Below are 26,779 nucleotides of genomic sequence, written 5' to 3' on the forward strand. Positions count from 1 at the left end.
CGGTCGGCGCCATGCACTCCCGGAGCCAGACCTTGACCAGCGCCACGTCGAACCAACCTCAGGGACGGACCAATTGAGCACCATCGGCATCGGACAGGCGGCGGTCCTCGGCGTCGTCGAAGGGGTCACCGAATTCCTGCCGGTCTCCTCCACCGGACACCTGAAGATCACCGAAGGCCTGATGGGCATTCCGGTGGACGACAAGGCGGTCGTCGCCTTCACCGCCGTGATCCAGGTCGGAGCCATCGCCGCGGTCCTGGTGTACTTCTTCAAGGACATCGTGCGGATCGTGAGCGCGTGGGGTCGCGGCCTGGCCAACCGCGAGGAGCGGTACCACCACGACTACAAGTTCGCCTGGTGGGTCATCTACGCCACCATCCCCATCGTGGTCGTGGGGCTGGCCGCGAAGCCGCTCATCGAGAGCACGCTGGCCTCCCTGTGGGTGGTGGCCGGCTCCCTGATCGTCGGCAGCGGCTTCATGTGGGCCGCCGACCAGATGGGCCGCCACAAGCGCGGCGAGGACGACACCACCTTCAAGGACGCCATGCTGGTGGGCTGCTCCCAGATCCTCGCCCTGCTCTTCCCCGGCTTCTCCCGGTCCGGGGCCACGATGTCGACCGGCCTCATCCTCGACCTCGAACGCGTCGCCGCCACCCGCCTCTCCTTCTTCCTCGGCATCCCCGCCCTGACCGGCGCGGGCCTCTACGAGCTCAAGGACGCCGTCGGAGCCGGTGTGGACACCGTCCCGCTGGTCGTCGGCACCGTGGTGTCCTTCGTGGTCGCCTACGCCTCGATCGCCTGGCTCCTCAAGTTCGTCGCCAAGCACTCCTTCAACGCCTTCGTCATCTACCGGATCATCATCGGCCTCCTGCTCTTCGGCCTCCTCGGAACCGGCGTCCTCACCGCATGACCCGCGCCCAGCTCGCCCGCCGGGCCGGATGGGCGGCCCTGGCGTCGGCGGCGCTCTTCACGCTGCTGGCGGTGTGGGTCGTACGGGCCCCGGACCACCTGCTGCCCGCCGACGCCGGGCTGCACCACTGGTCGGTGGAGCACCGCCCGCCCGTCGCGGCGGCGGCCGCCCGCGCCCTCACCGCCACCGGTACGGGAGTCCTCCCGTACGCCCTGCTCCTCCTGGCGGGCCTGTACGCGGGCCGCACCGCCCGGCAGCGCGCCTGGACGGCGGCGGCCCTGCTGGTCGCTCTCGGCGTGGGCCAGGCCCTGCGCTACGCGGTCATGGCGCTGGTCGCCCGCCCGCGCCCCGCGGTCGCAGACTGGGCCGCGCACGCCTCGGGCTGGTCCTTCCCCTCCGGCCACACCGCCACGGCGGCCATGACCGCCGGGCTCCTGGCCGCCGCCCTGTTCCTGCGCGGCCCCCGGAGGCCCCGGACGGCGCTCGTGCTGATCGGGGTGTGGGGTGCGGCGGTCGGCCTCACCCGCGTCTACCTCGGGGTCCACTGGTTCACCGACGTCATCGGGGGCTGGCTCTTCGCGACCGCCTGGCTCTCGCTCCTGGCCTGCGCGTACCTGTGGCGCACGCGCGAGCAGCGTCCGGCCGCCGTCTGACGTGCGCCAGCGCATCCTCGTCGTCGAGGACGACCACGCCCTGCGGGACGTACTGCTGCGCGGCCTGCGCGACGAGGACTTCGACCCGGCCCCGGCGGCGGACGGCGCGGGGGCGATGCGGATGGCCGACGACGGCTTCGACGCGGTCGTCCTGGACGTCGGACTGCCCGACGCGGACGGCCGGGACGTCTGCCAGGCCCTCAGGGCACGCGGGTTCAAGGCCCCGGTGATCTTCCTGACGGCGCACCACAACCTGACCGACCGGCTGACCGGTTTCTCGGCCGGAGGCGACGACTACCTCGCCAAACCCTTCCACCTGGCCGAGCTCGCGGCCCGCCTGCGCGCCGCCCTCAGGCGAGCGGGCCCGCAAACGCCCGCCGCGGCGGGCGACCTGCTGCTCGACCCCTCCCGCCACACCTGCACCGTCTCGGGATCGCCCCTGGACCTGACTCCGACCGAGTTCCGGCTGCTGGCGGTGCTCATCGCCGCCGCCGGCGGTCTGGTCACCCGCCGCGACCTGGTCCGGGCGGGCTGGCCCGAGGGAGCCCAGGTCAGTGACAACACCCTCGACCAGTACGTGAGCCGGCTGCGCCGCAAGCTCCGTACCGCCGGCAGCGACCGGACGCTCGGCACCAGCCGTGGAATCGGACACCGCCTGTCATGAACCTTCCCTCGCCCGGCCGGCTTCCGCACACCCTGCGCGGGCGGCTCTCGCTGGTCGCCCTGGCCGCCGCGGCGCTGCTGATGATCGTGCTCACCGTCGTCTTCAACGCCGTCGTCCGCGAGCGGCTCCAGCAGCAGGCGGACGACCACCTGCGCACCCGCGCGACCGCCGTCGCCACGACCGTGGACACCACGGGGCCCACGGCCCGCGTGGTGGAGGTGCCCAACGACGACGCGCTCGACGCCGACGTCTGGATCTACTCGGGAGCGGTACGGCTCGAAGCGCCGCCCGGCGTGGCGGCGAGCGGCCCGCTCGGCCGGGCCGCGGACGCCCTCGCGGCGGCCGGCGGCCAACGATGCGCCACCGTCGAGGGAGCGCGGCAGCCGGTGCGGCTGTGCGTCCAGCCCGTCCTCGGCTCGGGCTCGGGTTCCGGCTCCGGCTCCGGGGGCACCTCGGCCGCCGTGGTCACCGCCCTCGCGCTCGCCCCGTACCGCAGCTCCGCGGACACCGTGCTGTACGCCTCGCTCGCGTTGGACGCCGCCGTGCTGGCCTGCACCTACGCGCTGACCCGCCTCGCGGTGGCCCGCGCCCTGCGCCCCGTACGCACCATGACCGAACAGGCCACCACCTGGTCCACGCTGGCCTCGGACAGCCGCTTCAGCGACGCCCGGCGGCCGGACGAACTCGCCCGGCTCGGCAACTCGCTGGACGCCCTGCTCGACCGGATCCGGGCCGGACTGCGCCACGAACAGCAGCTCACCCGGGAGCTCTCCCACGAACTGCGCAACCCGCTCGCCCGGATCATCGCCGAGGTCGACTGGTGGCAGAGCCGGCCGCGCTCCGAAGCAGAGGCCCGACGCGCCTGCGCCGCCATCGAGGATGCCGCGCGTTCCATGCACACCATCTGCGACACCCTGCTCGACGACGCCCGCGGCAGCGCCGGCGCCACGCGGGGCACCACCGACGTCCGGTCCGCGCTGAGCGGACTCGCCGCGCGGTTCCCCCAGCCAGGGCCGGCCGGCGTCCACCTCATGGACACGGACGTGGGCGTGGACGTGGACGTGGCCCCGGGTCTGACCGCCGGCGTCCCGCAAGCGCTCCTCGAACGGGCGGTCGGCCCCCTGCTCGACAATGCCCTGCGCCACGCCCGTTCCCGGGTCCTGCTGAGCGCCCGCCGCCAGGACGCGGGCATCCGGATCGAGGTCACCGATGACGGACCGGGAGTGCCGCCGTCCTTCGCTCCGGAGCTCTTCCGCCCGGGACGGCGCGCCGACCCCGGCGACGGACACACCGGAGCGGGCCTCGGGCTGCCGCTCGCGCGGCGCCTGGCCCGCTCCGTGGACGGTGACGTCCATCATGACGAAGGGCACCGTCATGGTGCACGGTTCGTGATCACCCTGCCCGCGGGCTGACCTGCTCCGTCGCCCGTGCAGGAGCTGTTTCCGCTCAGGTCCCGTACTCGTCGTGGCGGCGCAGCCAGTGCGCCTCCTCGCCCTCCTCGTGGCGTCCCAACGGCGCGCGGTCGAGGAGCCCGTAGTAGGCCATGGCGGGTTCCAGGCCGCGCGCGGTGGTGACGTACGTCCGGTAGACGGCGCCGTCCGACCGGGCGTAGCAGCTCAGGCCGGGCCCTTCGGTGACGTACCCGAGTACGTCCGTGCCGGAGGCCTCCGCCATCTGACCCACCGTCGCCGGGATCTCGCCCTCCAGGAACGGCCTCAGCTCCTCCCCGGTGTACATGAAGCCGAGGTCGCGGTGGAAGTCGCTGTCGCCGGAGGAGACCCAGTCGAAGCTCCAGCCCATCCGCTCCCGGTAGGCGAGGAGCTTGTCGACCGGGGCCCGCGAGGAGCAGATCAGCGTCACGTCGCGGGCCTTGAGGTGGACCGCGTTGGCGTCGAGGGTGTCCGCGATCGACGAGCAGACCGGGCATCCCGCCTCGTACGGCGGGCCGAACATGAAGTGGTAGACCAGCAGCTGTGAGCGCCCGTCGAAGAGGTCCGCGAGCGACTTGGTCCCACCCTCGGTCTCGAAGCGGTAGTCCTTCTCGACCCGCACCCAGGGAAGCTCGCGCCGCTTGCGCGCGAGCTCGTCGCCGAGTCTGGTGAGCTTCTTCTCCTCCACGAGCAGCTCCGCTCGGGCTGCCTCGAATTCCTCCTGCGTGCCGACGCTGTGCTCGGGCATGGCCTTTCCCTCCTGTGGAGGAGCAGCAGGGCACACCGCGGCGGGCGGTCGCCCCAGCGGCTGCCAGGACCGGCGTACCCGCTCCGGCCCTACGTCCCACCGTACGCGCGCGGCGGCGGACGTTCTCGGCCGGCCGGCCCGTGGCGCTCCGGCGGGAAGCGGGAGCGCCACCCGTCGTCAGTCGGCGAGCCGGGCCGTGTAGTCGCCCGCCGCTTCCACGGCGGCGACGAGAGCCGCGCCGTCGACCTGGGCTCCTTCCTCCAGGCGGATGACGCTGAGTCCGTTGCGCGTGTCAGTGGCGGCCGAGCGGACTCCGGGGAGGTCTTCGAGTTCGTCGTCGATGAGCAGGCCGCAGCTGGTGCAGTGCATGCCTTCGATGAGGAGCTCGACCCGAGAGCCGGTGTCGGTTCCGGTGTCGGTGTCGGTTCCGGTCTTGTTCTTGCGGCTGAAGAGCTTCATCACAGGTCCTTCTTGAACTCGATGGCCCCGGTCTGCATGCCCATGGCGCAGGTGAACCGGAGGGTTCCGGGCTTGCGGGTGCCCAGGTCGACGTCGGTGTCCCCGTCCCGTTTGACGATCTCCTGCACCCCGAGTTCGGGAATGGTGAACGCCCGGGCACAGCCGCCCGAGTCCTTGCCGTGCAGCACCAGCGTGGTGGGCACGCCGGCCTTCGCGGTGAACTGGGTGGGGGCGTAGAAGTCCGTCACGGTCAGCGTGATGATCTGCCGCCCGGACGCGTCCGTGCGTACGGGGTTCCCTGACGGCTCCTGCGAGTCGCCGCCGCCCCCGGAACCGCTGCCGTCGCCGCCTTCCACGATGAACGGGCCGCTCGCCGAGGTCTGCCGGCCCGGTGAGGGCGAGTCGAAGGAGACCCAGCCGCCTGCTTGCAGCGCGGACATCATGGTCCAGGCGGCGACGGCCAGCACCACCACCCCGGTGAGTCCGGCCAGCTTGCCGGAGAGTGCCTGGCTGCTGCGCCGGAACAGGTAGCCCAGCAGGGCGAACAGCGGCGCGGTGCCCACGACGAACCCGGCCATCACGGCGGCCCCGGCCACCGCCGATCCGGAGGTGATGGCGAGCAGCTCCATCGAGAGGGTCACCCCGCACGGCACCAGGACCGTGGCGAAGCCGACCAGTGCGGGGGTGGCCACCGTGTCGGTCCTCGCGCTGCGCCGCATCAGGCGGCCGAACGACGCCGGGGGCCTGGGCAGCAGCCGCCCCACGGCCTTGACCCCGAACAGGTCCAGGGCGAACAGCACCATGAGCACTCCGGCGGCGAGCATCAGCATCGCCTGGGTGCGGGGGCTGGGCTGCAGGGCGTTGCCGAAGACGCCCAGCAGGGCACCGAGCACGGTGTGGGAGGCGAGCTTCCCGGCCAGGAAGGCCCCGACCGGCGCCAGCGGCGTAGCGGCCGGCTTGGCGGTCGACTTGGCGGTCGATTTCGAGGCGGGGCCGGGGCCGGGGCCGCGGCGGCGGGTCACGGCGCCGGCCAGCAGGCCCCCCTGTACGGCGGCGCACGAGGCGCCACCGGCGAGCAGACCGGTGCTGGCACCGGTGATCAGCAAAGCGATGGACGACGGCATGCGTCGTTGCTCCTGTTCTGCGACGACGGCACGCGCACACGGAAGATCCGGGCGTGCCGAGGCGGACGTGAGAAGACACGGCGTCCCGTGAGGCATTCGCCTCACGGGTGGCCGGGCATCACGTCCGTGACACGCACAACCGGTGCAGATCAGGAGGGGCGACCGCGGGCGGCGGAGCGTTGGGCTGCCCCGTCAGGAGCCCGGACGAGCAGACGGTCACGTGCGACACGGTCACGAGCACGGGAACGGCCGGGCCGTCCTGAGCGACGAGGCCCTTCGGCGCCACGCACTGTTCGGCGGCCATCGGGCAGCTCGGGCCGTGGTCCGGCGACTCGGCGGCGGCCGGAGCCGCGGCGTGCCCGCTCATCGCGGCGTGCGAAGACATCTGCATCGACCCAGGCATCGACCCGGGCCCCGGCATCGCCATCGCGGGACGCGCCAGCCCCGTCAGGCAGGCGAAGAGCGCGCACACCAGCAGCACTCCGGACCAGGTCCGGAGCGGCAGGGGCAGGCGTCGCGACATGGGCGCCATGCTAGGCCAAGCCGCACCGGCAGCCGCTCAGCACCCCCCGGGACCGTCGGTCGGGGCGCGGGTCAGGATCCTGCGGGGACGCCTTCGATGATCTGGCAGACCACGGCGTCCTCCCCCCGGTCCGCCGCCTGGCCGGCCATGGCGCGGGCGGTCTGGAGGGTGGTGCGCAGGGCCCGGAGGTCGGCGATGCGGCGGTCGATGTCGGCCAGGTGCTGATCGAGGAGGCTGGTGACGAGGCCGCAGGGCTGCTCGCCGCGCCGCTGGAGGTCGAGGACGTCCTTGATCTCCTTGAGGCTGAGGCCGAGGGCCTGGGCCTGGCGAATGAAGCCGAGCACCGCAACCGCGTCCTCGGTGTAGGTGCGGTAGCCGGCCGCGGTGCGCTCGGGCGGGTCGATGAGGCCGTTGGCCTCGTACAGGCGGACGGCCTTGGGGCTCAGCCCGGTCTGCGCGGCGATACGGCCGACGGTCAGCATGCGCGGCTCCCTTCGTGCGAGTCCCGCCAGTGTGGGCTTGACCTTGCCCCAAGGGCAAGGTTTTACCGTCCGGGCATGAGGACGAGTACGGATCAGGACTCCATAGAACTGGCCATCACCGGCATGACCTGCGCCTCGTGCGTGGCGCGGGTCGAGCGGAGGCTGGCGAAGCTGCCCGGGGTGAGCGCGACGGTGAACCTCGCGACCGCGACCGCGCACATCACCCGGGAGGGCCCCGAGGTTTCACCTGAGCGGCTGATCGCCGCCGTCGAGGCCATCGGCTACGGCGCCGCCCCGGTCCGCGGCCGGGTCTCGACCGACACGGCGGAGGAGACCGGGGCGGCCGACGCCGAGGGATCCCGCGTCGCCGGTCTGCGCCGCCGCCTGATCGGCTCGGCGCTGCTGGGCCTGCCGGTGGTCTTCGTGTCGATGATCTCCGCCCTCCATTTCCCCGGCTGGCAGTGGTTCGCGCTGGTCCTGGCCACCCCGGTGGTCGCCTGGGGCGCGTGGCCCTTCCACCGGGCTGCGGCGCTGAACCTGCGCCACGGCTCGGCAACGATGGACACCCTGGTCTCGCTGGGCGTGCTGGCCGCCTACCTGTGGAGCGTCGGCACCATCCTGGCGGGCGGCGAGCACCTCTACCTGGAGGTCGCCGTCGTCCTGACCGCCTTCCTGCTCGCCGGCCGGTTCTTCGAGGCCCGTGCCAAGCGACGGGCCGGGGACGCGATCCGGGCGCTGATGGACCTGGGTGCCAAGGACGTCGCCGTGCTCCGCGATGGCACGGAGATCCGTATCCCGGTCGAGGACCTGGCCGTGGGCGACCTGTTCCTCGTACGGCCGGGCGAGAAGATCGCCACCGACGGAGAGGTCGTCGAGGGCGCCTCGGCGGTGGACGAGTCCCTGCTGACCGGGGAGAGCGTGCCGGTGGAGGTCGAACCGGGCTCGCAGGTCACCGGCGCCACCGTCAACAGCCACGGCCGGCTGACCGTACGGGCCACCCGGATCGGAGCGGACACCAAGCTGGCACAGATCGCCGCCCTGGTGGAGCGCGCGCAGACGGGCAAGGCAGCGGTACAGCGGCTGGCCGACCGGATCTCCGCGGTCTTCGTCCCCGTCGTCATCGCGCTCGCCGTGGGCACCTTCGGCGTCTGGATGCTGACGGGTGCCTCCGCCGCGACGGCGCTGACCTCGGCCATCGCCGTGGTGATCATCGCCTGCCCCTGCGCCCTGGGGCTGGCGACACCCACCGCGCTGATGGTGGGCACCGGGCGCGGCGCCCAGCTCGGGCTGCTCATCAGCGGACCGGAGGTGCTGGAGTCCACCCGGCGGATCGACACCGTGGTGCTCGACAAGACCGGCACCGTCACGGAAGGCAGGATGCGCCTGGTCGACGTCGTGCCCGCCGACGGGGAGGACGAGGACGAGGTCCTGCGGCTGGCCGGCGCCCTGGAGGACGCGAGCGAGCACCCCATCGCCGCCGCGATCTCCGCTGCCGCGCGGGAACGACTCGGCGCCCTGCCGCCGGTCACCGGCTTCGCCAACACCCAGGGCCGGGGCGTTACCGGCCGGGTCGAAGGCCGCACCGTGCTGGCGGGACGCGCCTCCTGGCTGGACGGTCGACTGCTGCTGCCGCTGCCCGGCGAGCTCGCCGGGGCCCGCGACCTGGCCGAGGCCGCGGGCCGCACGGTCGTCTTCGTCGCCTGGGACGAGCGGGTACGCGCCGCGCTGGTGGTCGCCGACACCGTCAGGGCGACCAGCGCCCGGGCGATCGCCGACCTCAGGCAGCTCGGGCTGACACCGGTCCTGCTGACCGGCGACAACACCGCCGCGGCCCGCGCCGTGGCCGCCGAGGTCGGCATCGACCAGGTGATCGCCGAGGTCCATCCCGAGGACAAGGTCGCGGAGGTGCGGCGAATGCAGGAGCAGGGCCACGTGGTGGCCATGGTCGGCGACGGAGTGAACGACGCGGCCGCACTGGCCCAGGCGGACCTCGGCCTGGCGATGGGCACGGGTACCGATGCCGCGATGGCCGCCTCCGACCTGACCTTGGTCCGGGGCGACCTGCGGGCCGCCGGCGATGCGATCCGGCTGGCCCGCCGTACCCTTCGCACGATCAAGGCCAACCTGTTCTGGGCCTTCGCCTACAACGTCGCCGCCCTGCCGCTGGCCGCGCTCGGCATGCTCAACCCCATGATCGCCGGGGCCGCGATGGCCTCGTCATCCGTGTTCGTCGTCTCCAACAGCTTGCGGCTGAGGCGCTTCCAGCCCCTGCGTCACCGGCCGACGACATCCTGATCCTCGCCGCGATCGCCATCGGCCTGCTCATCCTCGTCCAAGGCGGAGCCTTCAGGTTTTGAGCCTGCCGGTTCTGTGATCTGCTGGAGGTGTCGTCGGACCCGTCCCGGCCATGCGCGGGTGCACCACAGCCATCGGTGCGGGACGTGTCCGAGGCGTCCAAGGCGGCCAGGCAGCTCGCGTCCCCGGGAGGCGTTCCATGCCGCACCTCCGGCCGGCCCCGCCGGCCCCCACGCGGCCCGGCGTCCTCCTGCCCGCGCGTGACCTGGCGGTCGCGTGGTTCCTGATGGTGCTGGTGGCCGCGCTGGCGTGGGTACTGACCGTCGGCCAGTCCCGCCACATGGGCATGGAGCCCGGCACCATGGGCCTGGCGCTCCCGCTCTTCCTCCTGCTGTGGGTGGTCATGATGGCGGCGATGATGCTGCCCTCGGTGGCACCGGTCGCCATCACGTGGGTACGCGGCATCAACCGCCGCTCGTCCGGACCCGCCCGTGCCCTGCGGATCGCCGGATTCGTCAGCGGCTACCTCCTCACCTGGACCGCCTTCGGACTGGTCGCGTACGGCGCCCTGGCCGTGACCGGACACCTCGTGGACCGCGATCCGGCGACGGGCCGCTGGATCGGCGCCGCCGTGTTCCTCCTCGCGGCGGCCCAGCAGTTCGGGCCGCTGAAAGGGGTCTGCCTGCGGCACTGCCGCAACCCGATGTTCCAGCTGCTCCAGTACTCCCGCTTCCGGCCCTGGGCGAAGGACCTGCGGGTGGGCGCGCACCACGGGCTCTACTGCGTCGGATGCTGCTGGGGGCTGATGATCGTCCTGATTCCCCTCGGCGTCATGAACGTGGCCGCGATGGCCGCGCTGGCGGCCGTCATCTTCCTGGAGAAGCTGTGGCGGCAGGGACCGTGGCTGGCCTGGGCCGTCGGCCTCGCCTTCCTCGTCCTGGCCGTACTCGCCCCCTCCCAGGACTGGCTGCTGCCCGGCCTGGACACGTCGGGTCCGCCCATGGACCAGATGAGCGGCTGGACCGGCTGGCGCGGATGAGCTCAACGTCCGGTGGGCGCGTTCGGGCTGCTCGCTGGAGAAGGCGTGATCGGACATCTCTCCGTACGCGCCGTCGACCGCCAGCTCGGCTTTTGCCCACATGCCACCGGGAGGAGAATTGATGTGGCCCGTATGGGCCATCAGGAGGCGACGAGATGACTGAAACGACAGCGACTGTCCCGAGATGGCACGCGGCCGGTGACTGGTTCGATACGTGCAGGTGCAATGTGCCCTGCCCCTGTTCCTTCGCTCAGTCGCCCACCTACGGCGAATGCGATGGTGTCCTGGCCTGGCACATACGCGAGGGCAACTACGGTGAGGTGAAGCTGGACGGTCTCAACGTGCTGATGCTCGGCTCCTTCGTCGGCAACATTTGGGCCGAGCACACCGACTCGTACGCGGCGGTCTTCCTCGATGAACGAGCGGACGACGCGCAGCGCACAGCCCTCCAGATGATCTTCGGAGGCCAGGCCGGCAGCTGGCCCGCCGAAATGGTGAGCATGATGGACGCCGAAATGCGGGGCATGGACTTCGCCCCCATCCAGATCGAGGTCGACGAGGACCTCGGCGGCTGGCGGGCCACGATCCCCGGCCGTGTCGAGTCGAGTGCGGAGGCACTCACCGGGCCGACGACCCCCGAGGGCGCGCGCGTCCAGTCGACCAACCTGCCGGGCTCCGAGACCGGGCCGGGCCAGGTCGCGACCTGGGGCCGCTCCACGGCGGACCGCGCCGACGCCTTCGGCTTCCACTGGAGCCGGGAAGGCCAGTCCAGCAAGCACATCACCTTCGACTGGTCGGGCCCCGGTTGAGCCCGGCCATTCCACGGCTTCGAGGAAGGCGAACTACCGCGCCGCTTCTGGCGCGTCACCCAGACCGGCCCCAGACGCACGAAAGGACGCCCTCTCACGGATGAGAGAACGGCCTCCGACCTGCGTTTCGCGCATACCGTGTGGTCCCCAACTGGTCCCCAACGAACGGACTCTGCTCCGCCATGGTGAGTCCGCTCAACCTCCTAGAGCGGGCGGCTGCGGAGTCCGTGACGCGGCCCCAGGGTGGCCAGGTCCTGGTAGCCGCTCGCCCAGAGGCGGAGGTGGATGGCGGCCATCGCCGCCGTCAGCCTGCTGACCCATCTCTGCGGCGCGTACGACCAGTGGAAGCCGCACGTAGCCCTGACCGGCGACAACTGTCTCCATGGCAGCTCCTGCTCGATTGCGGTGCTTGAATGGACCGTCGTTGCAGGTCTGGCAAGGAGAAGCGCTGTGCCCCTGGTGTCTGTTGTGATGCCTGTGTACAACTCGGCAGCCACCCTCGGCGCAGCCGTCCGATCGGTGCTCACGCAGACCCACAGCGACTTGGAGCTGCTGGTCACCGACGACCAGTCCTCCGATGGCTCCATGGACCTGCTCCGCGAGTTCGCCGAGCAGGACGAGCGCGTCCTGCCGGAGTCGGCACCCGAACAGGGCGGTGCGGGCCGGGCCCGCAACCTCGCGATCGAGCGGGCCCGCGGGGACTACATCGCCTTTCTCGACAGCGACGACATGTGGCTCCCGGAGAAGACCGAGAAGCAGCTCGCCTTCGCTGCGGAGGCCAGTGCCCCTTTGACGTTCACCTCGTACTTCAAGATGGACGCCGACTACGACGGCGAGAGCACCGACTGGGCCCCGAACGGTCGGGTGGTCCGCGCGCGGGAGCATGTCGACTACCGCGCGATGCTGGTCCAAGACCACATCGGCGCTCTCACCGCCATGTACGACCGCAAGGTCCTGGGCACGCGGCTGATGCCGGTGATGCGTAAGCGCCAGGACTACGCCCTCTGGCTGTCGATCATGAGGGACGGCGCTGACGCCCGGGGCCTGACTGAGCCGCTTGCGGTGTACAGAGCCCACCAGGCAGGATCACTGTCCTCCAACAAGCTGTCGCTCGTGCAATACAACTGGGCCCTGTACCGCGAGCACGAACATCTTTCGGTCCCGCGGGCGACGCGGGCGCTGGCCGGCGCTGCGTGGCAGTCGCTGCGCAACTCCCGCATCTAGACCCGTGCACGGGTCCTCGGCCCACGCCCGCAGGAACAACCGAGAGAGTCAGGGCGGACGAGAGGGCGGGCGCGGAGCCGACGGCGCCCCGTCGTCAGTCGGCTCCGGGGAAGCTGACGAGGAGCTCCTTGCGGCCGATCAGTCCAGCTCCCTCGCCCACGAGGGTGACCTTGCCGAGGGGGCAGTGCCGTCTGGTCTCAGGTCGGGGTGGATACCAACTCAGAGCGGTCAGCCGCACCTCGACACCGGGTGTACCGACGGCCCGGAACGTCATCCCCACCTCCGGCTCGCCGGTGAGTGCCTCCGCAACGCACACCAGCTCGTCCGCGGAACTCTTCACGATCTGGAACACGGAGATTCGCGCGGCAGCCGGCGGTGCCGGTTGGGCTGCGATCGCGTCGATGATCAGCTCGATGTCTTCCGAGGCGGCAACGCAGAATGCCTGATCATTCTGACTGATCTCGCTTCTGAGGTCGTTCCAGTCCCCATCGGGTCCGCCTTCGGTGATCAGCCGCGACGGCACAAGCAGGGAGTTCTTCTTTTCCGTGAAGGACCAGCCGATGTTCCGTGGTGCCTCGCGTGCCACGGAGTGGAACATCTCCTGCAGTTCGGGATGAGGTTCGCTGAAACGCCAGCCGAGCGAGGGAAGCTGGATCAGCCCGGTGGTGTTGTTCGTTTCGCTCATGGACTTCATCCAGACCACCGGAGCGAATCGTTCGAGGGCGTTCCTGGCCCGATGGAGGCGCGATGGCCGGTCTCCGTCGCCCTTCATCGCCACTCCGTCTCCCTGTGCAGTCTTCTCAACTCTCCGAGGTCGGCCTCGCCGTTCCGTTGGCCCCGGCCTCAGGAGTTTTGATGTTCCCCGATGGGGTGATGTAGTGGAAGATCTCCCCTTCGCCCTCCGCCCGCTGCATGATGAAGGTCGATATTTCGGTGCAGTCGATGTACTCACCCCGGGGCGCCGACCGCATCGCGTCGACAAGGCTCTGCTTCGGCGCGTGGTCCGGGTGCGGCTCCCAGAAGTCGAACGGGCACGCTCCGGGCGCTCGTCCGGGGCCAGGCCCATGTGGTCGGACCGAGTGTGGGGGTTGTGGACGTAGGCCGCCGGGTTGGGGGCCGGGGACAGGCCGAGGGGGTCCGGGGTGAGGTAGCGGGCCGTTTCGGGGTCGTAGGTGCGGAAAAGGTTGTGGTGGAGGCCGGACTCCGGGTCGTAGTACTGGCCCGGGAAGCGGAGCGGGGTGTAGGCCGTCGCGTCGCGGTTCCAGGTGGTGGTGCCCCAGAGGGTGCTGCGGGTGCGCCAGGCTGTGCTGCCGTCCTCGTCCAAGAGCTCGGTCGGGGTGCCGACCAGGTCCGTGACGATCGCGAAGAAGCGGTCGTCGACCGTCTCGTCGTCGATGTGCTCGGTCTGGGTGAGGGGGTGGAGCCCCTTGTGGGTCCAGGTGAGGAGGTCTCCGGTTTGCGGGAGAGCCTGGTCTTCTGCCGCAGGGTGACCCGGCCCAGGGCGTCGTGCTCGTATCGGAGGGCGCCCGCGCGGGTGATGCGGGTGCCTGAGTAGGTGCGTCCGCCCTGGGATTCCGTGCCCGGGTGGCGCTCCGGCCAGGTGGCGTGGGTCTGGTTGCCCGCCTCGTCGTAGGCGTAGCGCTCTGACCAGCGAGCGGCATCGACGGCGGTGACGCGGGCCGCGGTGTCGAGGGTGAAGGTGCGGGGGCCCGTCAGAGAGTCGTCGATGCTGGTGAGACAGCCGTCGGCCCGGTAAGCGTAGCCGCGGCGCTGGAGGGTGCGCCCGTCCTGGCCGATGACCGTCTGGGTGGTGAGCCGGCCGGAGAGGTCGTACTCATGGGTGAGGGAGAGACCCGGTCCCACGGTGCGGGTCAGTTCCCGGCCCGCTGCGTCGCGTTCGAAGGTGAGCGTGCGGCCTGCGGTGGTCAGCGCGGTGCGGTGGCCGGCCTCGTCGTACGTCCAGTGGGAGCCGGAGCCGGTCGGGGTGGTACGGGTGGCGCGGCGGCCGAGGGCGTCGTAGGTAAAGGCGAGCGTGCGGCCGTCGACTGTCTCCGAGACGACGGTGCCGGCCCCGTCGCGTTCCCAGGTGATGGTGGAATCGGGGGAGGACACGGACGACGGGCGGTCGCAGGCGTCGTACGCGTAGGCGGTCGTACCGGACGAGTGAGCCCGTCGCGTCGTACCCGTACGTGAGGGTGCGCGCGTCGAAGTCCGTCTCCACTGCCAGTCGGCCCGTCGCGTCGTACGCGTAGCGCCAGCTCAGGCCCTCGGGGTTGGTGACCGCGACCAGGCGGAGTTCAGCGTCGTGGGTGAAGGAGTACCGTGCTCCGTTCGGCGCCGTGCGGGCGGTGAGGAGGTCGAAGTCGCCGTACTCGAAGGCCGTCACCCCGCCCGCCGCGTCCGTGTGGGTCAGTCAGTTCCCCTCGCCGTCGTACGTCCACGATTCGCAGCTCCCGTCGACGCCGACCCGACGCAGGAGACGGCCCTCGACGCTCCAGGCCAGCTGGGTCGTACGGCCCGAAGGGTCGGTGATCGTGCTGGGACGGCCGAAGGAGTCGCGGGATAGGCCGTCGTCCCGGCCCCGGGGTCAGTGACCGAGACGAGCCGGCCCGCCGGATCGCAGCGGACTGTGGTCGTGTGGCCGAGGGCGTCCGTCACCGAGGCAAGGTGGCCTCGGCCGTCGTAGCCGAAACGGGTCGTGGCTCCGGACGGGTCCGTCAGTGAGGTGAAGGCGATCCAGGCGCCGTTGCGGTCGTCGAGCTGGATGATGCGCCCGTCCGCGGAGAAATGGCGGACGCGGCCGGACTCCGGATCCGTGACCGTGTAGCCGCCGTCAGGGTCTCGTGTGAGGGGCCAGCGCTGTCCGAGGTCGGGGAGCACCGGCGTGAGCTGGTTGCAGGGCGCCCTCGGCGAGCTGCACGGCTTCGTCGCGGCCCGGGGACTGCGCCGCACCGGCCCGATGGGCGGTCTGTTCGCGGGCGAGCTGCTCCAGGACGAGCGTGGTGAGGCGCTCGTGTTCGTCCCCGTCGACGGGGACGTGCGGCCGGTCGGCCGGATCGGCGCGGTGGTCGTGCCCGGCGCGAAACTCGCGGTCGCCGTCCACCTCGGACCCCTGAACACCGTCAACCTCACCTACGATGACCTGGGCACCTACGCCGCACGCCACGAGATCGAGGGCCCCCTGCGCGAGTTCTACCTGCGTAGCCCCCTCGACGTGGCCGGCGAGGACGACCTGGTCACCGAGGTCGGCTGGCCCATCTTCCGCTCCCATGGCTAGCCAGGGGTCCGCCCAGGTGGACGCCACCGATGAGTTTTGGCCCTCCCGTGCGTCATACCTATATGGACGGATCGATGGTGGATGCCGCGCGCGCCGGTGACCAGGGCGCTTTCGCTCGGCTTGCCGAGCCGTACCGTCATGAGCTGCAGGTGCACTGCTACCGGATGCTCGGCTCGGTCGAGGACGCCGAGGACGCCGTGCAGGAGACGTACCTGCGGGCCTGGGCCCGGCTGGACAGCTACGCAGGGCGCGCCCCCTTCCGGGCCTGGCTGTACGGGATCGCGACCCATGCGTGTCTGGACGCGCTGCGGCGGCGCAGGGCGCGGGTCTGGTCGACGGCCGTGTCCGCGCCGGCCGACCCGCGCAACGAGCCGGCGCCGCCCCTGGACGTGCCCTGGCTCCAGCCCTACCCCGACCGGTTGCTGGATGCGCCGGCGTCGCCGGACACGGAGCCGGAAGCGGTCGTCACCGCCAAGGAGACGATCGAGCTGGCCTTCCTCGCTGCCATCCAGCAGCTGCCGGCCCGTCAGCGCGCGGTGCTCATCCTGCGCGACGTGCTCGACTGGTCGGCCAAGTCCACTGCGGCCAGCATGGAGATGAGCCAGGCAGCGGTGAACAGCGCGTTGCAGCGCGCGCACGCGACGCTCGCCGAGCACCTGCCACCGGACCGCGCCGCCTGGACCTCCGCCCCCAACGCCGACGAGAGGGCACTGCTGGGGCAGCTGATCGCGGCCTGGGAGCAGGCCGACACCGCCGCGCTGGTCGGGCTGCTGCGCGCGGACGCCCGGTTCGTGATGCCGCCGCGGCCGACGTGGTTCGCCGGACGGGACGACATCGCGGTCTTCCTGCGCGACCACGTGTTCGACGAGCTGGGTACGGACTGGCTGCTGCTGCCCACGGCGGCGAACCGCCAGCCCGCCTTCGCGATGTACCGGCGCGCGCCCGGGAAGCCGCTGCACGAGCGGTTCGGGATCGGGGTGCTCCGGGTCCAGGACGGCGCGGTCGCCGAGATCTCGACCTTCCTCCAGCCGCAGGTGTTCGCCTCCTTCGCGCTGCCCACGGCGCTGCACCGCAAGGCCGATGGCAGCGTGGAGGCCGGGTGATGGACGGCGAGGAGCAGCTCTCCTTGCTCGGCACACGCTGCCCGGTGGGCTTCCGGCTGCGCACGAGGGTCCTGGAACCCGGGGAGGAAATGCCGTTCCGGTCCGCCGACTGGGACGACGCGCTCGTCGTGGTCGAGATCGGCGAGCTGGAGATCGAGTGCCGCAGCGGCGCGTCGGCGGGCTTCCAGCAGGGGGCGGTGCTGGAGTTCGCCGGGCTGACACCGCGATGCCTGCGCAATCCCGGTGACGGGCCGCTCGTCCTCAGCGCCCTGTCGCGAGCCTGATCCTGGCCGGGCCGGCCAGGGAGCGATGAATGACTGACCGCCGCCGCGTCACACAAGTGACCATGTTTCCGGGACTGAGGATCCCCATGAACACCACGACGCCCATCCACCGCTGGCGGGCCTTCGCCGTGCTCGCCGTTGCCTTCTTCATGACGATCGTCGACCTGACCATCGTCAACGTCGCGCTCCCGACCATCGGGCGCGACCTGCGCTTCTCCGAATCGAGCCTGCAGTGGGTGGTGACCGCCTACGGCCTGGCCTTCGGCGGCCTGCTGCTGCTCGGCGGCCGGTCCGCCGACCTGCTCGGCCGCCGCCGGATCTTCCTGCTCGGGCTGGCCGTCTTCACCGGCGCCTCGCTGGGCTGCGGCCTGGCCCGCAGCGACACGTTCCTGATCGTCATGCGGGGCGTGCAGGGCACCGGCGCGGCGATCGTCCTGCCGGCCGCGCTGTCGATCGTGATGACAATGTTCCCGGAAGGGGCGGAGCGTAACAAGGCGCTCGGCCTCTGGGGCGGCCTGGGGGCCGGCGGCGCCACCGTCGGGCTGCTCACCGGCGGCCTGCTCACCCGGTACGCCGGCTGGGAGTACATCTTCTTCCTGAACGTCCCGGTCGGCCTGGCGGCGCTGGCGCTGGCCCCCCGGCTCGTTCCGGAGAGCCGGCTGCAGACCGACCGCCGCAGCTATGACCCGCTCGGCGCGCTGACCGTGACCGGCGGCCTGCTGCTGCTCGTGTACGCCATCTCGACCGCGCCGCAGGACGGCTGGGCGACCCCGAGGACGATCGGCTTGCTCGTCGCCTCCGGGGTGCTGCTGGCCTCCTTCGTCCTGGTCGAGGCGCGGGCCCGGGTGCCGCTGCTCCCGCTGCGGCTGCTGCGGTCGCGGCCGGTCGCCGGGGCGAACGCGGTCGGGCTGCTGCTCGGTGGCGGCTTCTTCGCGTTCATCTTCGTCGGGACGCTCTACATGCAGCAGGTTCTGCACTACTCGGCGCTGATGGCCGGGACGGCGTGGCTGGCGGCCTCGCTGACCTCGGTGGCGCTCGCCGGGCCGTCGCAGGTGCTGGTGACGCGCATCGGGGCGGGCCCGGTGATGACCGTGGGCATGGCCCTGATCGCCGGCGGGACGGCCTGGGCGACCGCAGCAGGGGTGCACGGGAGCTTCTGGGCCGACCTCGCCGGGCCGTTCTTCGTGGCCGGCGCCGGGACCGCGTTCACCTTCATCCCGATCTCGATCGCCGGTCTGACCGGGGTCGCCGAGCGGGACGCCGGGCTCGCTTCGGGCATGCTCAACACCACTCAGCAGCTCGGCGGGGCGATCGGCGTCGCCATCGCGTCGACGGTCGCCGCGAGCCGCACGGCGACGCTGGCCGCGACGGGCCAATCGGCCGCGGCGGCGCTCACCGACGGGTTCCGGGCGGCGTTCTGGGTGTGCACGGTGATCGCCGCGCTGGCCGTCCCGGTCGGCCTTCTCATCCCGCGCCGGGCGCAGGCGCAGCCCGAGCCGGTCAGCCCGGCCGACGCGTTGGCCGTCAAGGCTGCGGCGGGCCGACTGCCGGAGTTCAACACATCGACCAGGAGGACATCATGAGTGAGCTGTCGGACAGGACCGCCGTAGTCGTCGGGGCGAGCCGCGGCCTGGGCCGCGGGATCGCGACCGCGCTCGCCGGGGCAGGTGCCACCGTGGTCGCCGTCGCCCGCAGCGGGGAGGCGCTCGCCGAACTGGCCGAGGGCGTCGAGCAGGTCCGGCCGGAAGCGGCCGACGCCACCGACCCCACGGTGGCCGGCGACATCATCGGCCGCTACCAGCCGGACACGCTCGTGCTGGTGGCCGGCGCGGCCCCGCAGTCGCGCCCGCTCCAGCAGCACACCTGGGAGACCTTCTCCGTCAACTGGGAGACCGACGTGCGGATCGCCTTCCACTGGCTGAGCGAGGCGCTGCTGAGGCCCTTGCGCCCCGGCAGCCGGGTGGTCGTGATCAGCAGCGGCGCGGCGGTGGCCGGGTCGCCGCTCAGCGGCGGGTACGCCGGGGCCAAGGCCACCCAGCGGTTCATCACGGGGTACGCGCAGGAGGAGGCGCAGCGAGCCGGCCTCGACATCACCTTCACGGCGGTGCTGCCCCGGATCACTCCGATGACCGACCTCGGACGGCCGGCGGTGCGCGCGTACGCGGAGCGCTACGGCATGACCGAGGACGAGTACATCGCGCAGCTGGGCCCGCTCGTCACCCCGGAGGTCGCGGGCGCCGCCGTGGTCGAGCTGGTCGGCTCGGACGCCGCCAGCATCGCCCCGGCCTACCTGCTGACTGGCGCGGGGCTGCAGAAGCTCCCCTGACGCGGAGAGCGGGGGCGGGAGGCTCACGGCCGGGCGGCGTTCACCGCGGCGCGCGCCTGGTCGTGGTCGACGATTGCGCCGTCGGCGTCGAACTGGTGGAGGTCTCCGCCGGCTGACTCCCTTGGCGAACCCGCTGTGCCGTAACGCCGGGATGACGAGCCCCTCGATGAGAACGGGATCAGGCCGGTTCGACCGGCGCGGTGCGCCGGACCTCGACGTCGAACAGCGCGAGTGCCGGATCGGCTCCGACCTCGCGGAAGAGTTTGGGCGCCGGCGCGCCCCCGGGGGTCGCTCGCACGACGTCCAGCGCCGCGTGGTCCCGCCACAACGTCTGGATGCGCCAACGGCCGTCCTGCCCTCTCAGCAGCTCGGTGCGCACCAGCCCGTCGGGCAGGGCAAGCGCGACGAGCTCGGAAAAGCCCGCCACGAGATAGTTCGGGCAGCGGCCTATGGACGTGAGGGCTTGAGGATCGTGCAGATGTCGTCCGTGCTGCAGGTGGCGGGGTCGGTGGCCGCGGCGCGGGCCGCGAGGTCGCGGAGTGCTTCGCGGGTGGCGGCGAGCTCGGCCATGCGCCGGTCGATGTCGTCCAGGTGCTCGTGGATGAGGCCGGTGACGTGGGTGCAGGGGGCGTGGCCGTCGTCGCGCAGGGCGAGGATCGAGCGGATCTCGGCGAGGGTGAGGCCGGCGTGCTGGGCGTCGCGGATGAACGTGAGCCGGGTCCTCGTGTGGTCGGGGTAGTCGCGGTATCCGCCCGGGGTGCGTGGTGGTGCGGGGAGCAGGCCGCTGTCCTCGTAGAAGCGGATGGTCTTGGTCGTCAGCCCGGTGTGGGCGGCGAGGTCGCCGATGCGCATGTCTCCAGGCTAGCCCTTGACCTTCCAGTGCACTGGAAGGTCTAGCGTGGGTGCGGAAGGTCGACGATGGTCTGGGAGGACAGGGCGCATGCGGATCACGGTGCTGACGGTGGCGGATTGCCCGAACGCGCGGCCCGCGCTGGAGCGGGTGAGCGCCGCACTGGATGGAAGACCGGCTCAGGTGGACCTGGTGGAGGTGGCTGATGAGGCGGAAGCCGCCCGGTGGGGCATGTACGGGTCGCCGACGGTGCTCATCGACGGCACCGACCCGTTCGCGCCGCCCGGGGCGGTGCCGAGCCTTTCGTGTCGCCTGTACAGGGACGCGGACGGCACCGTGTCGGGCGTGCCGAATGAGCGCGCCCTTCGGCAAGCCCTTGCCGGGGCGACCTCGCAGGTCGGTGATGCGGGGGCTTCGGACTGCTGTACCCCGCAGGCCTCGGATGCGCTGGACGTGGTCGGCCGGGCCGGCCTCGGGCGTCGCGCGCCTGCCGAGAACGGCCTGCGCGCGGTGCACCAGCAGATCCTGCGCCACTTCGCCGCCACGGGAGCCGCTCCCGACGCGCAGACGCTTCAGCCTGTGGCGGCCGGGGCCGGGAGGAGCTCCACGGAAGTGCTTGCCGAGCTGGCCGACGAGGACTTCCTCACCCTGGACGAGACCGGGAACATCCGCGCCGCCTACCCCTTCTCCGCGGCCCCCACCCGGCACAGGGTCCGACTCGAAAACGGAGTTGAGGTCTGGTCGATGTGCGCCATCGACGCCCTGGGCATCCCCGCCATGCTCGGCCAGGACGCGGTGATCTCCTCCACCGACCCGGTCAGCGGCGAACCCGTCACCGTCACCTCGACCACCGGCACAAGTCAGTGGGAACCGGCGAGCGCCGTGGTCTTCGTCGGCCAGCGCCCTGGCGGCGGGCCCGCCGCCTCCGCCTGCTGCGACGCGCTCAACTTCTTCACCGACACCGCGAACGCCCACGCCTGGACGAGCCAGCACCCCGACGTCCCCGGCCAGGTGGTCGACCAGCCGACCGCCGAGCACATCGGCCGACAGACCTTCGGCCCCCTCCTCGCCCCCTGAAGGCCACGTCGCACGCGCCGACACAAGGGCACTGAGGTGACGAGCCCGTGAGTCCCCTTCCATTCTCGTGAACGCCGCAGTGCGGCCGGTAAGCAGACCGAGGAGGCCGGTTTCTCCACCCAGGAGAAGGCCGTCGACCGCCTCACGACGGCCTACCAGGAGAAGAAGGCCGCCCCAAGGAACCAGGGCAAGGCCGAGCGCATCCCAGCGCATCACACGCACAGGCGTTGAGTCACCCGTCGCCCGCGTCGCTCCAGCTCGCTCGCCGAAGGGCTCCGGCGATCTCCGCAGGGTCGGCGGCCGCGTCCGCGGGATTGTCCGGCCACTGCTGGACGACGGTGGTGGCCCACTCGGCCCAGGTGGCGACGAGCCGGTAGTACTCGGTGAGGAAGCGGCCGACGAGTACGGTCTGGGCGGCCCGGTCCTGGAACGGGGCCTGACCGGCGAGATAGGCATGCGCCGCCGCCACGTTGCCCTGGTTGCGTTCCTCGGCCCAGGCCCGGGCGCCGTCGAGGGTGGCCAGGGCGTCGGCTCGGGTGCCGGAGTCGGCAAAAAAGACCTTCAGGAGCTGTTCGGACTCCAGTACCGGACCGGCGCTCGGTCGGGGCAGCCACTCGGCCAGCGCACGCCGGCCCTCGGCGGTGATGGTGTAGACGGTGCGCGGCCGACGCCCGACCGACTCCTTCGTCGCCTCGGCCAGGCCGTGGCGGACGAGCTTCTTCGGCTCTTCGTACAGCTTGCTCTGGGCGCGGGGCCAGAAGCGGCCCAGGCTGCGGTCCATCTGCTGTGCGAGCTCGTACGTGCTCCACGGCCGGACCGAGAGCAGGCCGAGGATCGCGTAGGACGTGGTGGTGAGCGCCGGGTCCATTGACATCACCCACCCTCGGGGTGTAATCCGGTAAATAATCCCTTTGGGACTATTTTATGAGTATAGGCGGTGGTGGACATGGTCAGCACTGTTCGGGTCGATCCCTCCAACGCCGAGCAGGCCCGCGCCTGGGACGGGCAGGAAGGCGCGTACTGGGCGGAGCACGCCGATCGGTTCGACCGCGCGCTACGCGCCTACCGCACGCACCTCCTTGCCGCGGCCGACGTTTCCGCCGCCGACCACGTGCTGGACATTGGCTGTGGCGCCGGCGAGACCACTCGGGACGTCGCGCGGCGGGCTAGCCGCGGCAGGGCCGTGGGCGTGGACCTGTCTGCCGCGATGCTGCAGGTCGCCCGGCAGCGAGCGGCAGACGAGGGACTGGGCAACGTCGACTTCGTGCAGGCGGACGCACAGGTCCACCCGTTCCCCGCCGCGGCGTTCGACGTGGCCGTCAGCCGCACCGGGACGATGTTCTTCGCCGACCCGGTCGCAGCGTTCCGCAACATTTGCGGGGCCCTGCGCCCCGGCGGACGCCTCGTCCAGCTGGTCTGGCAACCACTGGCGGGCAATGAGTGGCTCCTCTCCTTCGCCCGGGCCCTGGCCGCCGGACGCCCGTTGCCCATGCCCCCGTCCGACGGCCCCGGACCGTTCGCACTCGCGGACCCGGCGCGGGTCCGGACCGTCCTCGGCGCCGCCGGCTTCACGGACGTCCAGCTGGAACCCCACGGCGAGTCCATGTGGTTCGGCGAAAACACGGACGCCGCGGAGCGGTTCGTGCTCGGCCTGCACGGCTGGAGGCTCGACGGGCTCGACGACGAAGGCCGGCGGCGCGCCGTCGACGACCTGAGAACCACCCTCGCCGCCCACGCCACCGACAGCGGCGTTCTCTTCGCCTCGGCGACCTGGATCATCCGCGCGACCCATCCGTGACAACCCGGCAGGTGGAGAACGGGAGGGAGAAGGGAACGACCATGAGCCTGTACGGCGTCACCCGCGAAGCCGGTCCGAGCTGGATCGATGGCCAAGGCGCCTTCGAGCAGCCCGCGGTGAACGACCACCGCGCCCATCGCTCCCCCGGGCGCGGCCGGGCTACCCACGAGCCGAAGACGGTACTGGGCGGCCCGCTGCTGTGAGTGCTCCCAGACATCGTCCTCATCCCCCTGCTGGCCGTGATCCTCCTCGTCTCCGCCGTCAAGCTCACCCGACACGACTGACACCGTTCAGACCGATTCGCCTTGACGAGCGTCAGAAGCTGCCTTTCAGGACACCGCTAGGACCTGGTGCGTCTTGACCGACAGCCAGTGGTCCGAAGGCCTCCCTTGGGCGGAGACGGTCTCGCACCGCTCGCGTGCGGCGCGGTGACCCCGCACGATGACCCGGCGGACGACGATCCGCCGGGGCGGCTTCGTCGACCACGATGCCGCTGAGACTGCGCTCCACCAGTTCCTCGAAGGGGAGGCCGGCGGGTTCGACGCGGACCCCGACCAGACCGTCGCCGACTACCTCGGCTCATGGCTGGCGGCAAAGGCCCTCGTGCTGAAGCCGACCACGATGGCCCGGTACCGCGACTACGTCCGCAACGACCTCATCCCCGCGTTCGGCACCCTCAAGCTCGACCACCTCGCCCACCGGCACATCTCGGCCTACGTCACCTGCCAGCTCGCCGCCGGCCGCGGCAAGACCACCCTCTACCGGTGCCTGGCCACCCTCTCCAGCGCCCTCGGCGACGCGGCCCGGCAACACCGCCTCCCACGCAACCCCGCCAGTCCCCCAGTCCTACGGCGACCACCGTCGCCGGAACGGAGGATCTGGACGGCGGAGGAAGCCGCCTGCTTCCTCCTGTACTGCCACCAGGCCGACCCCGAGATGGCCGACCTGTTCGAGTTCCTCATCGGCACCGGCCTACGCAAGGGGGAAGCCCCGGGCCTCCACTGGGACGACGTCCACCTGACGGAAGGCGTCCTCTACGTCCGCTGCACCCTCTCAGCCATCGACAACAACCACCTCGTCATCACCACGCCGAAGACCCGATCCAGCTGCGGCTGGGTCGCCATCTCACCCCGCGTCGCCACCGCCCTCCGGCACCGTGCACAAACAACGCCCGCCACACACAGCGATCCTGACGACCCGTTCGCCGGACTCGTCTTCTGCCGACCCGACGGCAGACCGCTCGGACCACACCACGTTCTCGACCGGCTTCGCCAGCTCTCCGTCGAAGCCGTCGACACCATCGACCACACGCTCACCGGAGCCGAGAAGGCCAGCCACCAAACGGGCCGTACGGCGTGGCTGCGACCACCATGGCTCAAGACGCACGAAAGGCCGCCCTCCCATTTCTGAGAAGACGGCCTCCGACCTGCGTTTCCGCATGGTCGGGACGACAGGATTTGAACCTGCGACCCCTTGACCCCCAGCAGTGCGGTTCACCCGAATTTTCTGCACATAACAGACTTAATCCAGGCGCAAGTTGTGCGTGGAGAGACCTATCATGTGCTATCGCGCACACCGTGTGGTCCCCAACTGGTCCCCAGGGGCGCCTCGGAGGAGCACTCGCGGCAGACCCCTCCGAGGCAGCCAAGGGTGGGCAGAAGCCGCAACTCAACCCGATGGTCAGTGGCGGTCGATAGCCTGCGTACATGCCGTCCGCACGCGAAGAAGTCCGCATCGTTCCCCTCGGTAGGACGTTCACCGAGGAGGTCCCCCTGGGACCGACGGAAAAGATCCCCCTCAGTTGTCACACCTCTGCGTCAGGCAAGGGCAAACTCCACGGCACGCCGGAGTGCAGGACACTGCGCGCCACGTCCAATGTGGAAGACATCGTCCTTCCTTTCGGCGACGCGGTAGGACGGCTCTGCACGCAGTGCGGCTGGGCCCTGCCGACTGACAGCCCCATCCTCCCACTCGGCGCTGCCGTCATCGATGTCGATTCCCTCACGGTGTGGCTCGACCGGGAAGACCGTTCGGAAGAGGACCTCGAGGAGGAGCAGGACGCCGCGGCTGCCCTGGCGGCTGGTGAGTACCCGCCGATCGCAAGGGCAGGCAATGACGATGGGGAGGACGAGGAGGAAGGGTCCAACGACGAGGAGTGGGAGCGGTACGACCGCGCCCGCCGAATCCGGGCCCGTCGTCATGAGCATTGGCGGCGGCTACACACCTACCTTGTCCGGAGCAATGAGGCTGTCGCCCAGTTCCCCTTCCTCGCTCCCTGGGCCGCCGACCTGCAGGGCCGCCTCTCCGCTCTCCTCGACGGCGAACGATGCGCCTTCGCAGCCCTGCTCCAGCCCACCTCCCTTCTGGAGGCCGCGGCGGTACGGGTCCTACCCAGGCCGGAGTACACCCCGAGTCCGGGCTTCGCCGGACTGGGTACAGAAGCAGGCCACACCTTCCATCGCGCATGGTTCAAGTGGAGCCACTGCGCAACTTGGTCCTGGCGCCGCCTGGAGGACCACGACTTCGCGGTCTCATCCGTCGTACGAGATGCCTTCGGCCGGCGACGCAAGGGGTTGCCCGAGGCTCTGGAAGCCTTCCAGCGCGTCACGGCGGAGTGGATCGCCCAAGCCCGCACTCAAGTGAGCGTCCCCACCGACACACCGTGGCACCTCGTCGGCATCAGAGTGCCGGCCATCACCCGAACGCACCCCGACGAACCCAACCAGGACCCACTCACCCTATGGGAGGCATCGGTGATCGCCACCTACCAGATCACCTTCCACCGCCAGGCTGGCACCGCGGCGCTACTCGTCCCCCACCTCATCGCTGAGCAGCTGATCGCAGGCTCCTCCCCCACCATGCCGGTCCAACACCTGGGTGGAAATGGCTGCGCCCTGCCTGCTGAGCAACTGCTCGCGCAATGGCGTCCAGACCCGACCGGACAAACGGACCGGCACCAAGCCTCAGAGCAGGATTGACCTGCTCGATACGGTCGGCCACGACATCCCGCCATGTTCGGCCGTTGAGGATCGACTTTGAGCTCTGTGATCAGATTGCACGCGCCAGACCAAGCAGATCTGCACCTCGCTGGACGGACCAGCGATGGCGAGCCGCCTCCCGCATCTCATCGAAGCCCTCGGCTCATCGCTGTGGATCTGAGGGCCGCCGCACCGAAATCGGCGGCCCTCAGCCTGGGCAGCCCAACAGCAAAGTGGTCAAGGGTGGGTGTACATCAGGTGCAGCTGGTTGAGCTGACCGATCCAGAATTCCATCTTCATGTTGGGTGATGCCTTCATCGGCAACATTCCTAGTTCCTGGGCGAGTCCATAGAAGCCCGGGCCGGCGTCGTTAGCGTTGAGGTAATGGACCAGAGCGGAGATCATCAGTCCGGATTCTGGGCGGTTGCGCTCGACGATTAGCCCCAGCAGGTGACCCATCGCAGCTCGCTCGTCAGCCCGGGAGAAGTCGAATCCCGACCCGCCAACACGCCGAACGAGCGTCGCGTTGAGCTCCGTGTACGACGTCGGCCTGTTCAACCTGGCTCGATCGATCAAGAACTCCAGGCCGACTTCGGCCAGCTCGTCCCATTCCTCATCGCTGCGTCCGTACACCGAAGCCCCCCATCGTTCCGCCTCAGTATGCCCAATGCCATCGGAACCGGCACCGAAGTTGCGAGGAGGATTGAGTTGCCCGCTACCGTTCGG

Annotated in this window: 28 protein-coding genes and 1 pseudogene; 18 read left to right on the forward strand and 11 right to left on the reverse strand. The window is 71.0% G+C overall.

Going from position 1 to position 26,779, the window contains the following annotated elements; all coding sequences use genetic code 11:
• Positions 1–73 precede the first annotated feature (73 nt).
• From ACFXDJ_RS02415 to ACFXDJ_RS02430, 4 genes are read left to right on the forward strand one after another with little or no spacing between them, the layout of a single operon-like run.
• Complete coding sequence (locus tag ACFXDJ_RS02415) at positions 74–910, forward strand: undecaprenyl-diphosphate phosphatase (protein WP_384649257.1); 837 nt, start codon at positions 74–76, stop codon at positions 908–910.
• On the forward strand, positions 907–1,563 hold the full coding sequence (locus ACFXDJ_RS02420; protein ID WP_384649256.1) for a phosphatase PAP2 family protein: 657 nt from the start codon (positions 907–909) through the stop codon (positions 1,561–1,563). The genes ACFXDJ_RS02415 and ACFXDJ_RS02420 overlap by 4 nt, the downstream gene beginning before the upstream one ends.
• Before the next feature lies 1 nt (position 1,564).
• On the forward strand, positions 1,565–2,227 hold the full coding sequence (locus ACFXDJ_RS02425) for a response regulator transcription factor (protein WP_384649254.1): 663 nt from the start codon (positions 1,565–1,567) through the stop codon (positions 2,225–2,227).
• On the forward strand, positions 2,224–3,639 hold the full coding sequence (locus ACFXDJ_RS02430) for a sensor histidine kinase (protein WP_384649252.1): 1,416 nt from the start codon (positions 2,224–2,226) through the stop codon (positions 3,637–3,639). The genes ACFXDJ_RS02425 and ACFXDJ_RS02430 overlap by 4 nt, the downstream gene beginning before the upstream one ends.
• A gap of 34 nt (positions 3,640–3,673) precedes the next feature.
• On the opposite strand, the gene ACFXDJ_RS02435 is transcribed toward ACFXDJ_RS02430, so the two are convergent.
• From ACFXDJ_RS02435 to ACFXDJ_RS02455, 5 genes are all read right to left on the reverse strand, one after another.
• Positions 3,674–4,405 carry a DUF899 domain-containing protein gene (locus tag ACFXDJ_RS02435; protein ID WP_384649250.1) on the reverse strand — a complete coding sequence of 244 codons (732 nt, stop codon included), beginning with the start codon at positions 4,403–4,405 and terminating at the stop codon, positions 3,674–3,676.
• A gap of 177 nt (positions 4,406–4,582) precedes the next feature.
• Positions 4,583–4,864 (reverse strand): cation transporter, encoded by a 282-nt coding sequence (locus tag ACFXDJ_RS02440; RefSeq protein WP_384649248.1) that lies wholly within the window; start codon positions 4,862–4,864, stop codon positions 4,583–4,585.
• Entirely contained in the window at positions 4,864–5,988 is a 1,125-nt protein-coding gene (locus ACFXDJ_RS02445; RefSeq protein ID WP_384649246.1) for a sulfite exporter TauE/SafE family protein, read from the reverse strand. The genes ACFXDJ_RS02440 and ACFXDJ_RS02445 overlap by 1 nt, the downstream gene beginning before the upstream one ends.
• A gap of 118 nt (positions 5,989–6,106) precedes the next feature.
• Positions 6,107–6,511: a hypothetical protein gene (locus tag ACFXDJ_RS02450; RefSeq protein WP_384649244.1), complete on the reverse strand. Its 405-nt coding sequence runs from the start codon at positions 6,509–6,511 to the stop codon at positions 6,107–6,109.
• 71 nt (positions 6,512–6,582) lie between these two features.
• Entirely contained in the window at positions 6,583–6,993 is a 411-nt protein-coding gene (locus tag ACFXDJ_RS02455) for a heavy metal-responsive transcriptional regulator (RefSeq protein ID WP_384649242.1), read from the reverse strand.
• A gap of 75 nt (positions 6,994–7,068) precedes the next feature.
• Here ACFXDJ_RS02455 and ACFXDJ_RS02460 point away from each other — a divergent pair, with 75 nt between their 5' ends.
• From ACFXDJ_RS02460 to ACFXDJ_RS02475, 4 genes are all read left to right on the forward strand, one after another.
• A complete protein-coding gene (locus tag ACFXDJ_RS02460; protein ID WP_384649240.1) occupies positions 7,069–9,288 on the forward strand; it encodes a heavy metal translocating P-type ATPase in 2,220 nt (739 codons plus the stop codon).
• Between the two features lie 199 nt (positions 9,289–9,487).
• Positions 9,488–10,327, forward strand: a complete 840-nt coding sequence (locus ACFXDJ_RS02465) for a DUF2182 domain-containing protein (RefSeq protein ID WP_384649238.1) — start codon at positions 9,488–9,490, stop codon at positions 10,325–10,327.
• A gap of 155 nt (positions 10,328–10,482) precedes the next feature.
• Positions 10,483–11,136, forward strand: coding sequence for a DUF1326 domain-containing protein (locus tag ACFXDJ_RS02470; protein ID WP_384649236.1), 654 nt, complete (start codon positions 10,483–10,485; stop codon positions 11,134–11,136).
• Positions 11,137–11,586: 450 nt separating this feature from the next.
• Entirely contained in the window at positions 11,587–12,360 is a 774-nt protein-coding gene (locus ACFXDJ_RS02475) for a glycosyltransferase family 2 protein (RefSeq protein WP_384649294.1), read from the forward strand.
• 94 nt (positions 12,361–12,454) lie between these two features.
• Here ACFXDJ_RS02475 and ACFXDJ_RS02480 read toward each other — a convergent pair whose 3' ends face one another.
• Positions 12,455–13,045, reverse strand: a complete 591-nt coding sequence (locus tag ACFXDJ_RS02480; protein ID WP_384649298.1) for a hypothetical protein — start codon at positions 13,043–13,045, stop codon at positions 12,455–12,457.
• A 360-nt stretch (positions 13,046–13,405) separates the two neighbouring features.
• Positions 13,406–15,078: pseudogene (locus tag ACFXDJ_RS02485) on the reverse strand (RHS repeat-associated core domain-containing protein); the annotation flags it as partial.
• A 166-nt stretch (positions 15,079–15,244) separates the two neighbouring features.
• On the opposite strand from ACFXDJ_RS02485, the gene ACFXDJ_RS02490 reads away from it, so the two are divergent.
• From ACFXDJ_RS02490 to ACFXDJ_RS02510, 5 genes are all read left to right on the forward strand, one after another.
• Entirely contained in the window at positions 15,245–15,637 is a 393-nt protein-coding gene (locus ACFXDJ_RS02490) for a GyrI-like domain-containing protein (protein WP_384649234.1), read from the forward strand.
• Between the two features lie 74 nt (positions 15,638–15,711).
• Positions 15,712–16,740 carry an RNA polymerase subunit sigma-70 gene (locus ACFXDJ_RS02495; protein ID WP_384649232.1) on the forward strand — a complete coding sequence of 343 codons (1,029 nt, stop codon included), beginning with the start codon at positions 15,712–15,714 and terminating at the stop codon, positions 16,738–16,740.
• Positions 16,740–17,024: a hypothetical protein gene (locus ACFXDJ_RS02500; RefSeq protein ID WP_384649230.1), complete on the forward strand. Its 285-nt coding sequence runs from the start codon at positions 16,740–16,742 to the stop codon at positions 17,022–17,024. The genes ACFXDJ_RS02495 and ACFXDJ_RS02500 overlap by 1 nt, the downstream gene beginning before the upstream one ends.
• Positions 17,025–17,110: 86 nt before the next feature.
• A complete protein-coding gene (locus ACFXDJ_RS02505) occupies positions 17,111–18,607 on the forward strand; it encodes an MFS transporter (protein ID WP_384649228.1) in 1,497 nt (498 codons plus the stop codon).
• Entirely contained in the window at positions 18,604–19,350 is a 747-nt protein-coding gene (locus ACFXDJ_RS02510; RefSeq protein ID WP_384649226.1) for an SDR family NAD(P)-dependent oxidoreductase, read from the forward strand. Before ACFXDJ_RS02505 ends, ACFXDJ_RS02510 begins: the two co-directional genes overlap by 4 nt.
• A 178-nt stretch (positions 19,351–19,528) precedes the next feature.
• Here ACFXDJ_RS02510 and ACFXDJ_RS02515 read toward each other — a convergent pair whose 3' ends face one another.
• Both ACFXDJ_RS02515 and ACFXDJ_RS02520 read right to left on the reverse strand, forming a co-directional pair.
• Positions 19,529–19,777, reverse strand: coding sequence for a hypothetical protein (locus ACFXDJ_RS02515; RefSeq protein ID WP_384649224.1), 249 nt, complete (start codon positions 19,775–19,777; stop codon positions 19,529–19,531).
• A 20-nt stretch (positions 19,778–19,797) separates the two neighbouring features.
• Positions 19,798–20,202: a heavy metal-responsive transcriptional regulator gene (locus ACFXDJ_RS02520; protein WP_384649222.1), complete on the reverse strand. Its 405-nt coding sequence runs from the start codon at positions 20,200–20,202 to the stop codon at positions 19,798–19,800.
• A gap of 88 nt (positions 20,203–20,290) precedes the next feature.
• Between ACFXDJ_RS02520 and ACFXDJ_RS02525 the strand changes: the two genes are divergently transcribed.
• Positions 20,291–21,277: an alkylmercury lyase family protein gene (locus tag ACFXDJ_RS02525; RefSeq protein WP_384847530.1), complete on the forward strand. Its 987-nt coding sequence runs from the start codon at positions 20,291–20,293 to the stop codon at positions 21,275–21,277.
• A gap of 232 nt (positions 21,278–21,509) precedes the next feature.
• On the opposite strand, the gene ACFXDJ_RS02530 is transcribed toward ACFXDJ_RS02525, so the two are convergent.
• A complete protein-coding gene (locus tag ACFXDJ_RS02530) occupies positions 21,510–22,151 on the reverse strand; it encodes a helix-turn-helix transcriptional regulator (protein WP_384649217.1) in 642 nt (213 codons plus the stop codon).
• A 72-nt stretch (positions 22,152–22,223) separates the two neighbouring features.
• Here ACFXDJ_RS02530 and ACFXDJ_RS02535 point away from each other — a divergent pair, with 72 nt between their 5' ends.
• The 4 genes from ACFXDJ_RS02535 to ACFXDJ_RS02550 all read left to right on the forward strand — a co-directional run bounded on the left by ACFXDJ_RS02535 (position 22,224) and on the right by ACFXDJ_RS02550 (position 26,053).
• A complete protein-coding gene (locus ACFXDJ_RS02535) occupies positions 22,224–23,075 on the forward strand; it encodes a class I SAM-dependent methyltransferase (RefSeq protein WP_384649215.1) in 852 nt (283 codons plus the stop codon).
• Positions 23,076–23,116: 41 nt separating this feature from the next.
• On the forward strand, positions 23,117–23,278 hold the full coding sequence (locus ACFXDJ_RS02540; RefSeq protein ID WP_384649213.1) for a hypothetical protein: 162 nt from the start codon (positions 23,117–23,119) through the stop codon (positions 23,276–23,278).
• 238 nt (positions 23,279–23,516) lie between these two features.
• Positions 23,517–24,485 (forward strand): tyrosine recombinase XerC, encoded by a 969-nt coding sequence (gene xerC / locus ACFXDJ_RS02545; protein ID WP_384649211.1) that lies wholly within the window; start codon positions 23,517–23,519, stop codon positions 24,483–24,485.
• A 296-nt stretch (positions 24,486–24,781) separates the two neighbouring features.
• The gene (locus ACFXDJ_RS02550) at positions 24,782–26,053 is read left to right on the forward strand and encodes a hypothetical protein (RefSeq protein WP_384649209.1); all 1,272 of its coding nucleotides are present in this window, start codon (positions 24,782–24,784) and stop codon (positions 26,051–26,053) included.
• 237 nt (positions 26,054–26,290) lie between these two features.
• Here ACFXDJ_RS02550 and ACFXDJ_RS02555 read toward each other — a convergent pair whose 3' ends face one another.
• Entirely contained in the window at positions 26,291–26,686 is a 396-nt protein-coding gene (locus ACFXDJ_RS02555; protein ID WP_384649207.1) for a hypothetical protein, read from the reverse strand.
• Positions 26,687–26,779 lie beyond the last annotated feature (93 nt).

This window comes from Streptomyces sp. NPDC059443, from assembly GCF_042750105.1.
In the GTDB taxonomy this organism is placed as follows: Bacteria; Actinomycetota; Actinomycetes; order Streptomycetales; family Streptomycetaceae; genus Streptomyces.

What these genes read in the sequence shown, in the direction of transcription:
- ACFXDJ_RS02420 (WP_384649256.1), top strand. Translation starts at nt 907, where the DNA reads ATGACCCGCGCCCAGCTCGCCCGCCGGGCCGGATGGGCGGCCCTGGCG.
- ACFXDJ_RS02430 (WP_384649252.1), top strand. Translation starts at nt 2,224, where the DNA reads ATGAACCTTCCCTCGCCCGGCCGGCTTCCGCACACCCTGCGCGGGCGG.
- ACFXDJ_RS02435 (WP_384649250.1), bottom strand. Translation starts at nt 4,405, where the DNA reads ATGCCCGAGCACAGCGTCGGCACGCAGGAGGAATTCGAGGCAGCCCGA.
- ACFXDJ_RS02440 (WP_384649248.1), bottom strand. Translation starts at nt 4,864, where the DNA reads ATGAAGCTCTTCAGCCGCAAGAACAAGACCGGAACCGACACCGACACC.
- ACFXDJ_RS02445 (WP_384649246.1), bottom strand. Translation starts at nt 5,988, where the DNA reads ATGCCGTCGTCCATCGCTTTGCTGATCACCGGTGCCAGCACCGGTCTG.
- ACFXDJ_RS02450 (WP_384649244.1), bottom strand. Translation starts at nt 6,511, where the DNA reads ATGTCGCGACGCCTGCCCCTGCCGCTCCGGACCTGGTCCGGAGTGCTG.
- ACFXDJ_RS02455 (WP_384649242.1), bottom strand. Translation starts at nt 6,993, where the DNA reads ATGCTGACCGTCGGCCGTATCGCCGCGCAGACCGGGCTGAGCCCCAAG.
- ACFXDJ_RS02460 (WP_384649240.1), top strand. Translation starts at nt 7,069, where the DNA reads ATGAGGACGAGTACGGATCAGGACTCCATAGAACTGGCCATCACCGGC.
- ACFXDJ_RS02465 (WP_384649238.1), top strand. Translation starts at nt 9,488, where the DNA reads ATGCCGCACCTCCGGCCGGCCCCGCCGGCCCCCACGCGGCCCGGCGTC.
- ACFXDJ_RS02470 (WP_384649236.1), top strand. Translation starts at nt 10,483, where the DNA reads ATGACTGAAACGACAGCGACTGTCCCGAGATGGCACGCGGCCGGTGAC.
- ACFXDJ_RS02480 (WP_384649298.1), bottom strand. Translation starts at nt 13,045, where the DNA reads ATGAGCGAAACGAACAACACCACCGGGCTGATCCAGCTTCCCTCGCTC.
- ACFXDJ_RS02495 (WP_384649232.1), top strand. Translation starts at nt 15,712, where the DNA reads ATGGTGGATGCCGCGCGCGCCGGTGACCAGGGCGCTTTCGCTCGGCTT.
- ACFXDJ_RS02500 (WP_384649230.1), top strand. Translation starts at nt 16,740, where the DNA reads ATGGACGGCGAGGAGCAGCTCTCCTTGCTCGGCACACGCTGCCCGGTG.
- ACFXDJ_RS02505 (WP_384649228.1), top strand. Translation starts at nt 17,111, where the DNA reads ATGAACACCACGACGCCCATCCACCGCTGGCGGGCCTTCGCCGTGCTC.
- ACFXDJ_RS02510 (WP_384649226.1), top strand. Translation starts at nt 18,604, where the DNA reads ATGAGTGAGCTGTCGGACAGGACCGCCGTAGTCGTCGGGGCGAGCCGC.
- ACFXDJ_RS02520 (WP_384649222.1), bottom strand. Translation starts at nt 20,202, where the DNA reads ATGCGCATCGGCGACCTCGCCGCCCACACCGGGCTGACGACCAAGACC.
- ACFXDJ_RS02525 (WP_384847530.1), top strand. Translation starts at nt 20,291, where the DNA reads ATGCGGATCACGGTGCTGACGGTGGCGGATTGCCCGAACGCGCGGCCC.
- ACFXDJ_RS02530 (WP_384649217.1), bottom strand. Translation starts at nt 22,151, where the DNA reads ATGTCAATGGACCCGGCGCTCACCACCACGTCCTACGCGATCCTCGGC.
- ACFXDJ_RS02535 (WP_384649215.1), top strand. Translation starts at nt 22,224, where the DNA reads ATGGTCAGCACTGTTCGGGTCGATCCCTCCAACGCCGAGCAGGCCCGC.
- ACFXDJ_RS02540 (WP_384649213.1), top strand. Translation starts at nt 23,117, where the DNA reads ATGAGCCTGTACGGCGTCACCCGCGAAGCCGGTCCGAGCTGGATCGAT.
- xerC (WP_384649211.1), top strand. Translation starts at nt 23,517, where the DNA reads ATGACCCGGCGGACGACGATCCGCCGGGGCGGCTTCGTCGACCACGAT.
- ACFXDJ_RS02550 (WP_384649209.1), top strand. Translation starts at nt 24,782, where the DNA reads ATGCCGTCCGCACGCGAAGAAGTCCGCATCGTTCCCCTCGGTAGGACG.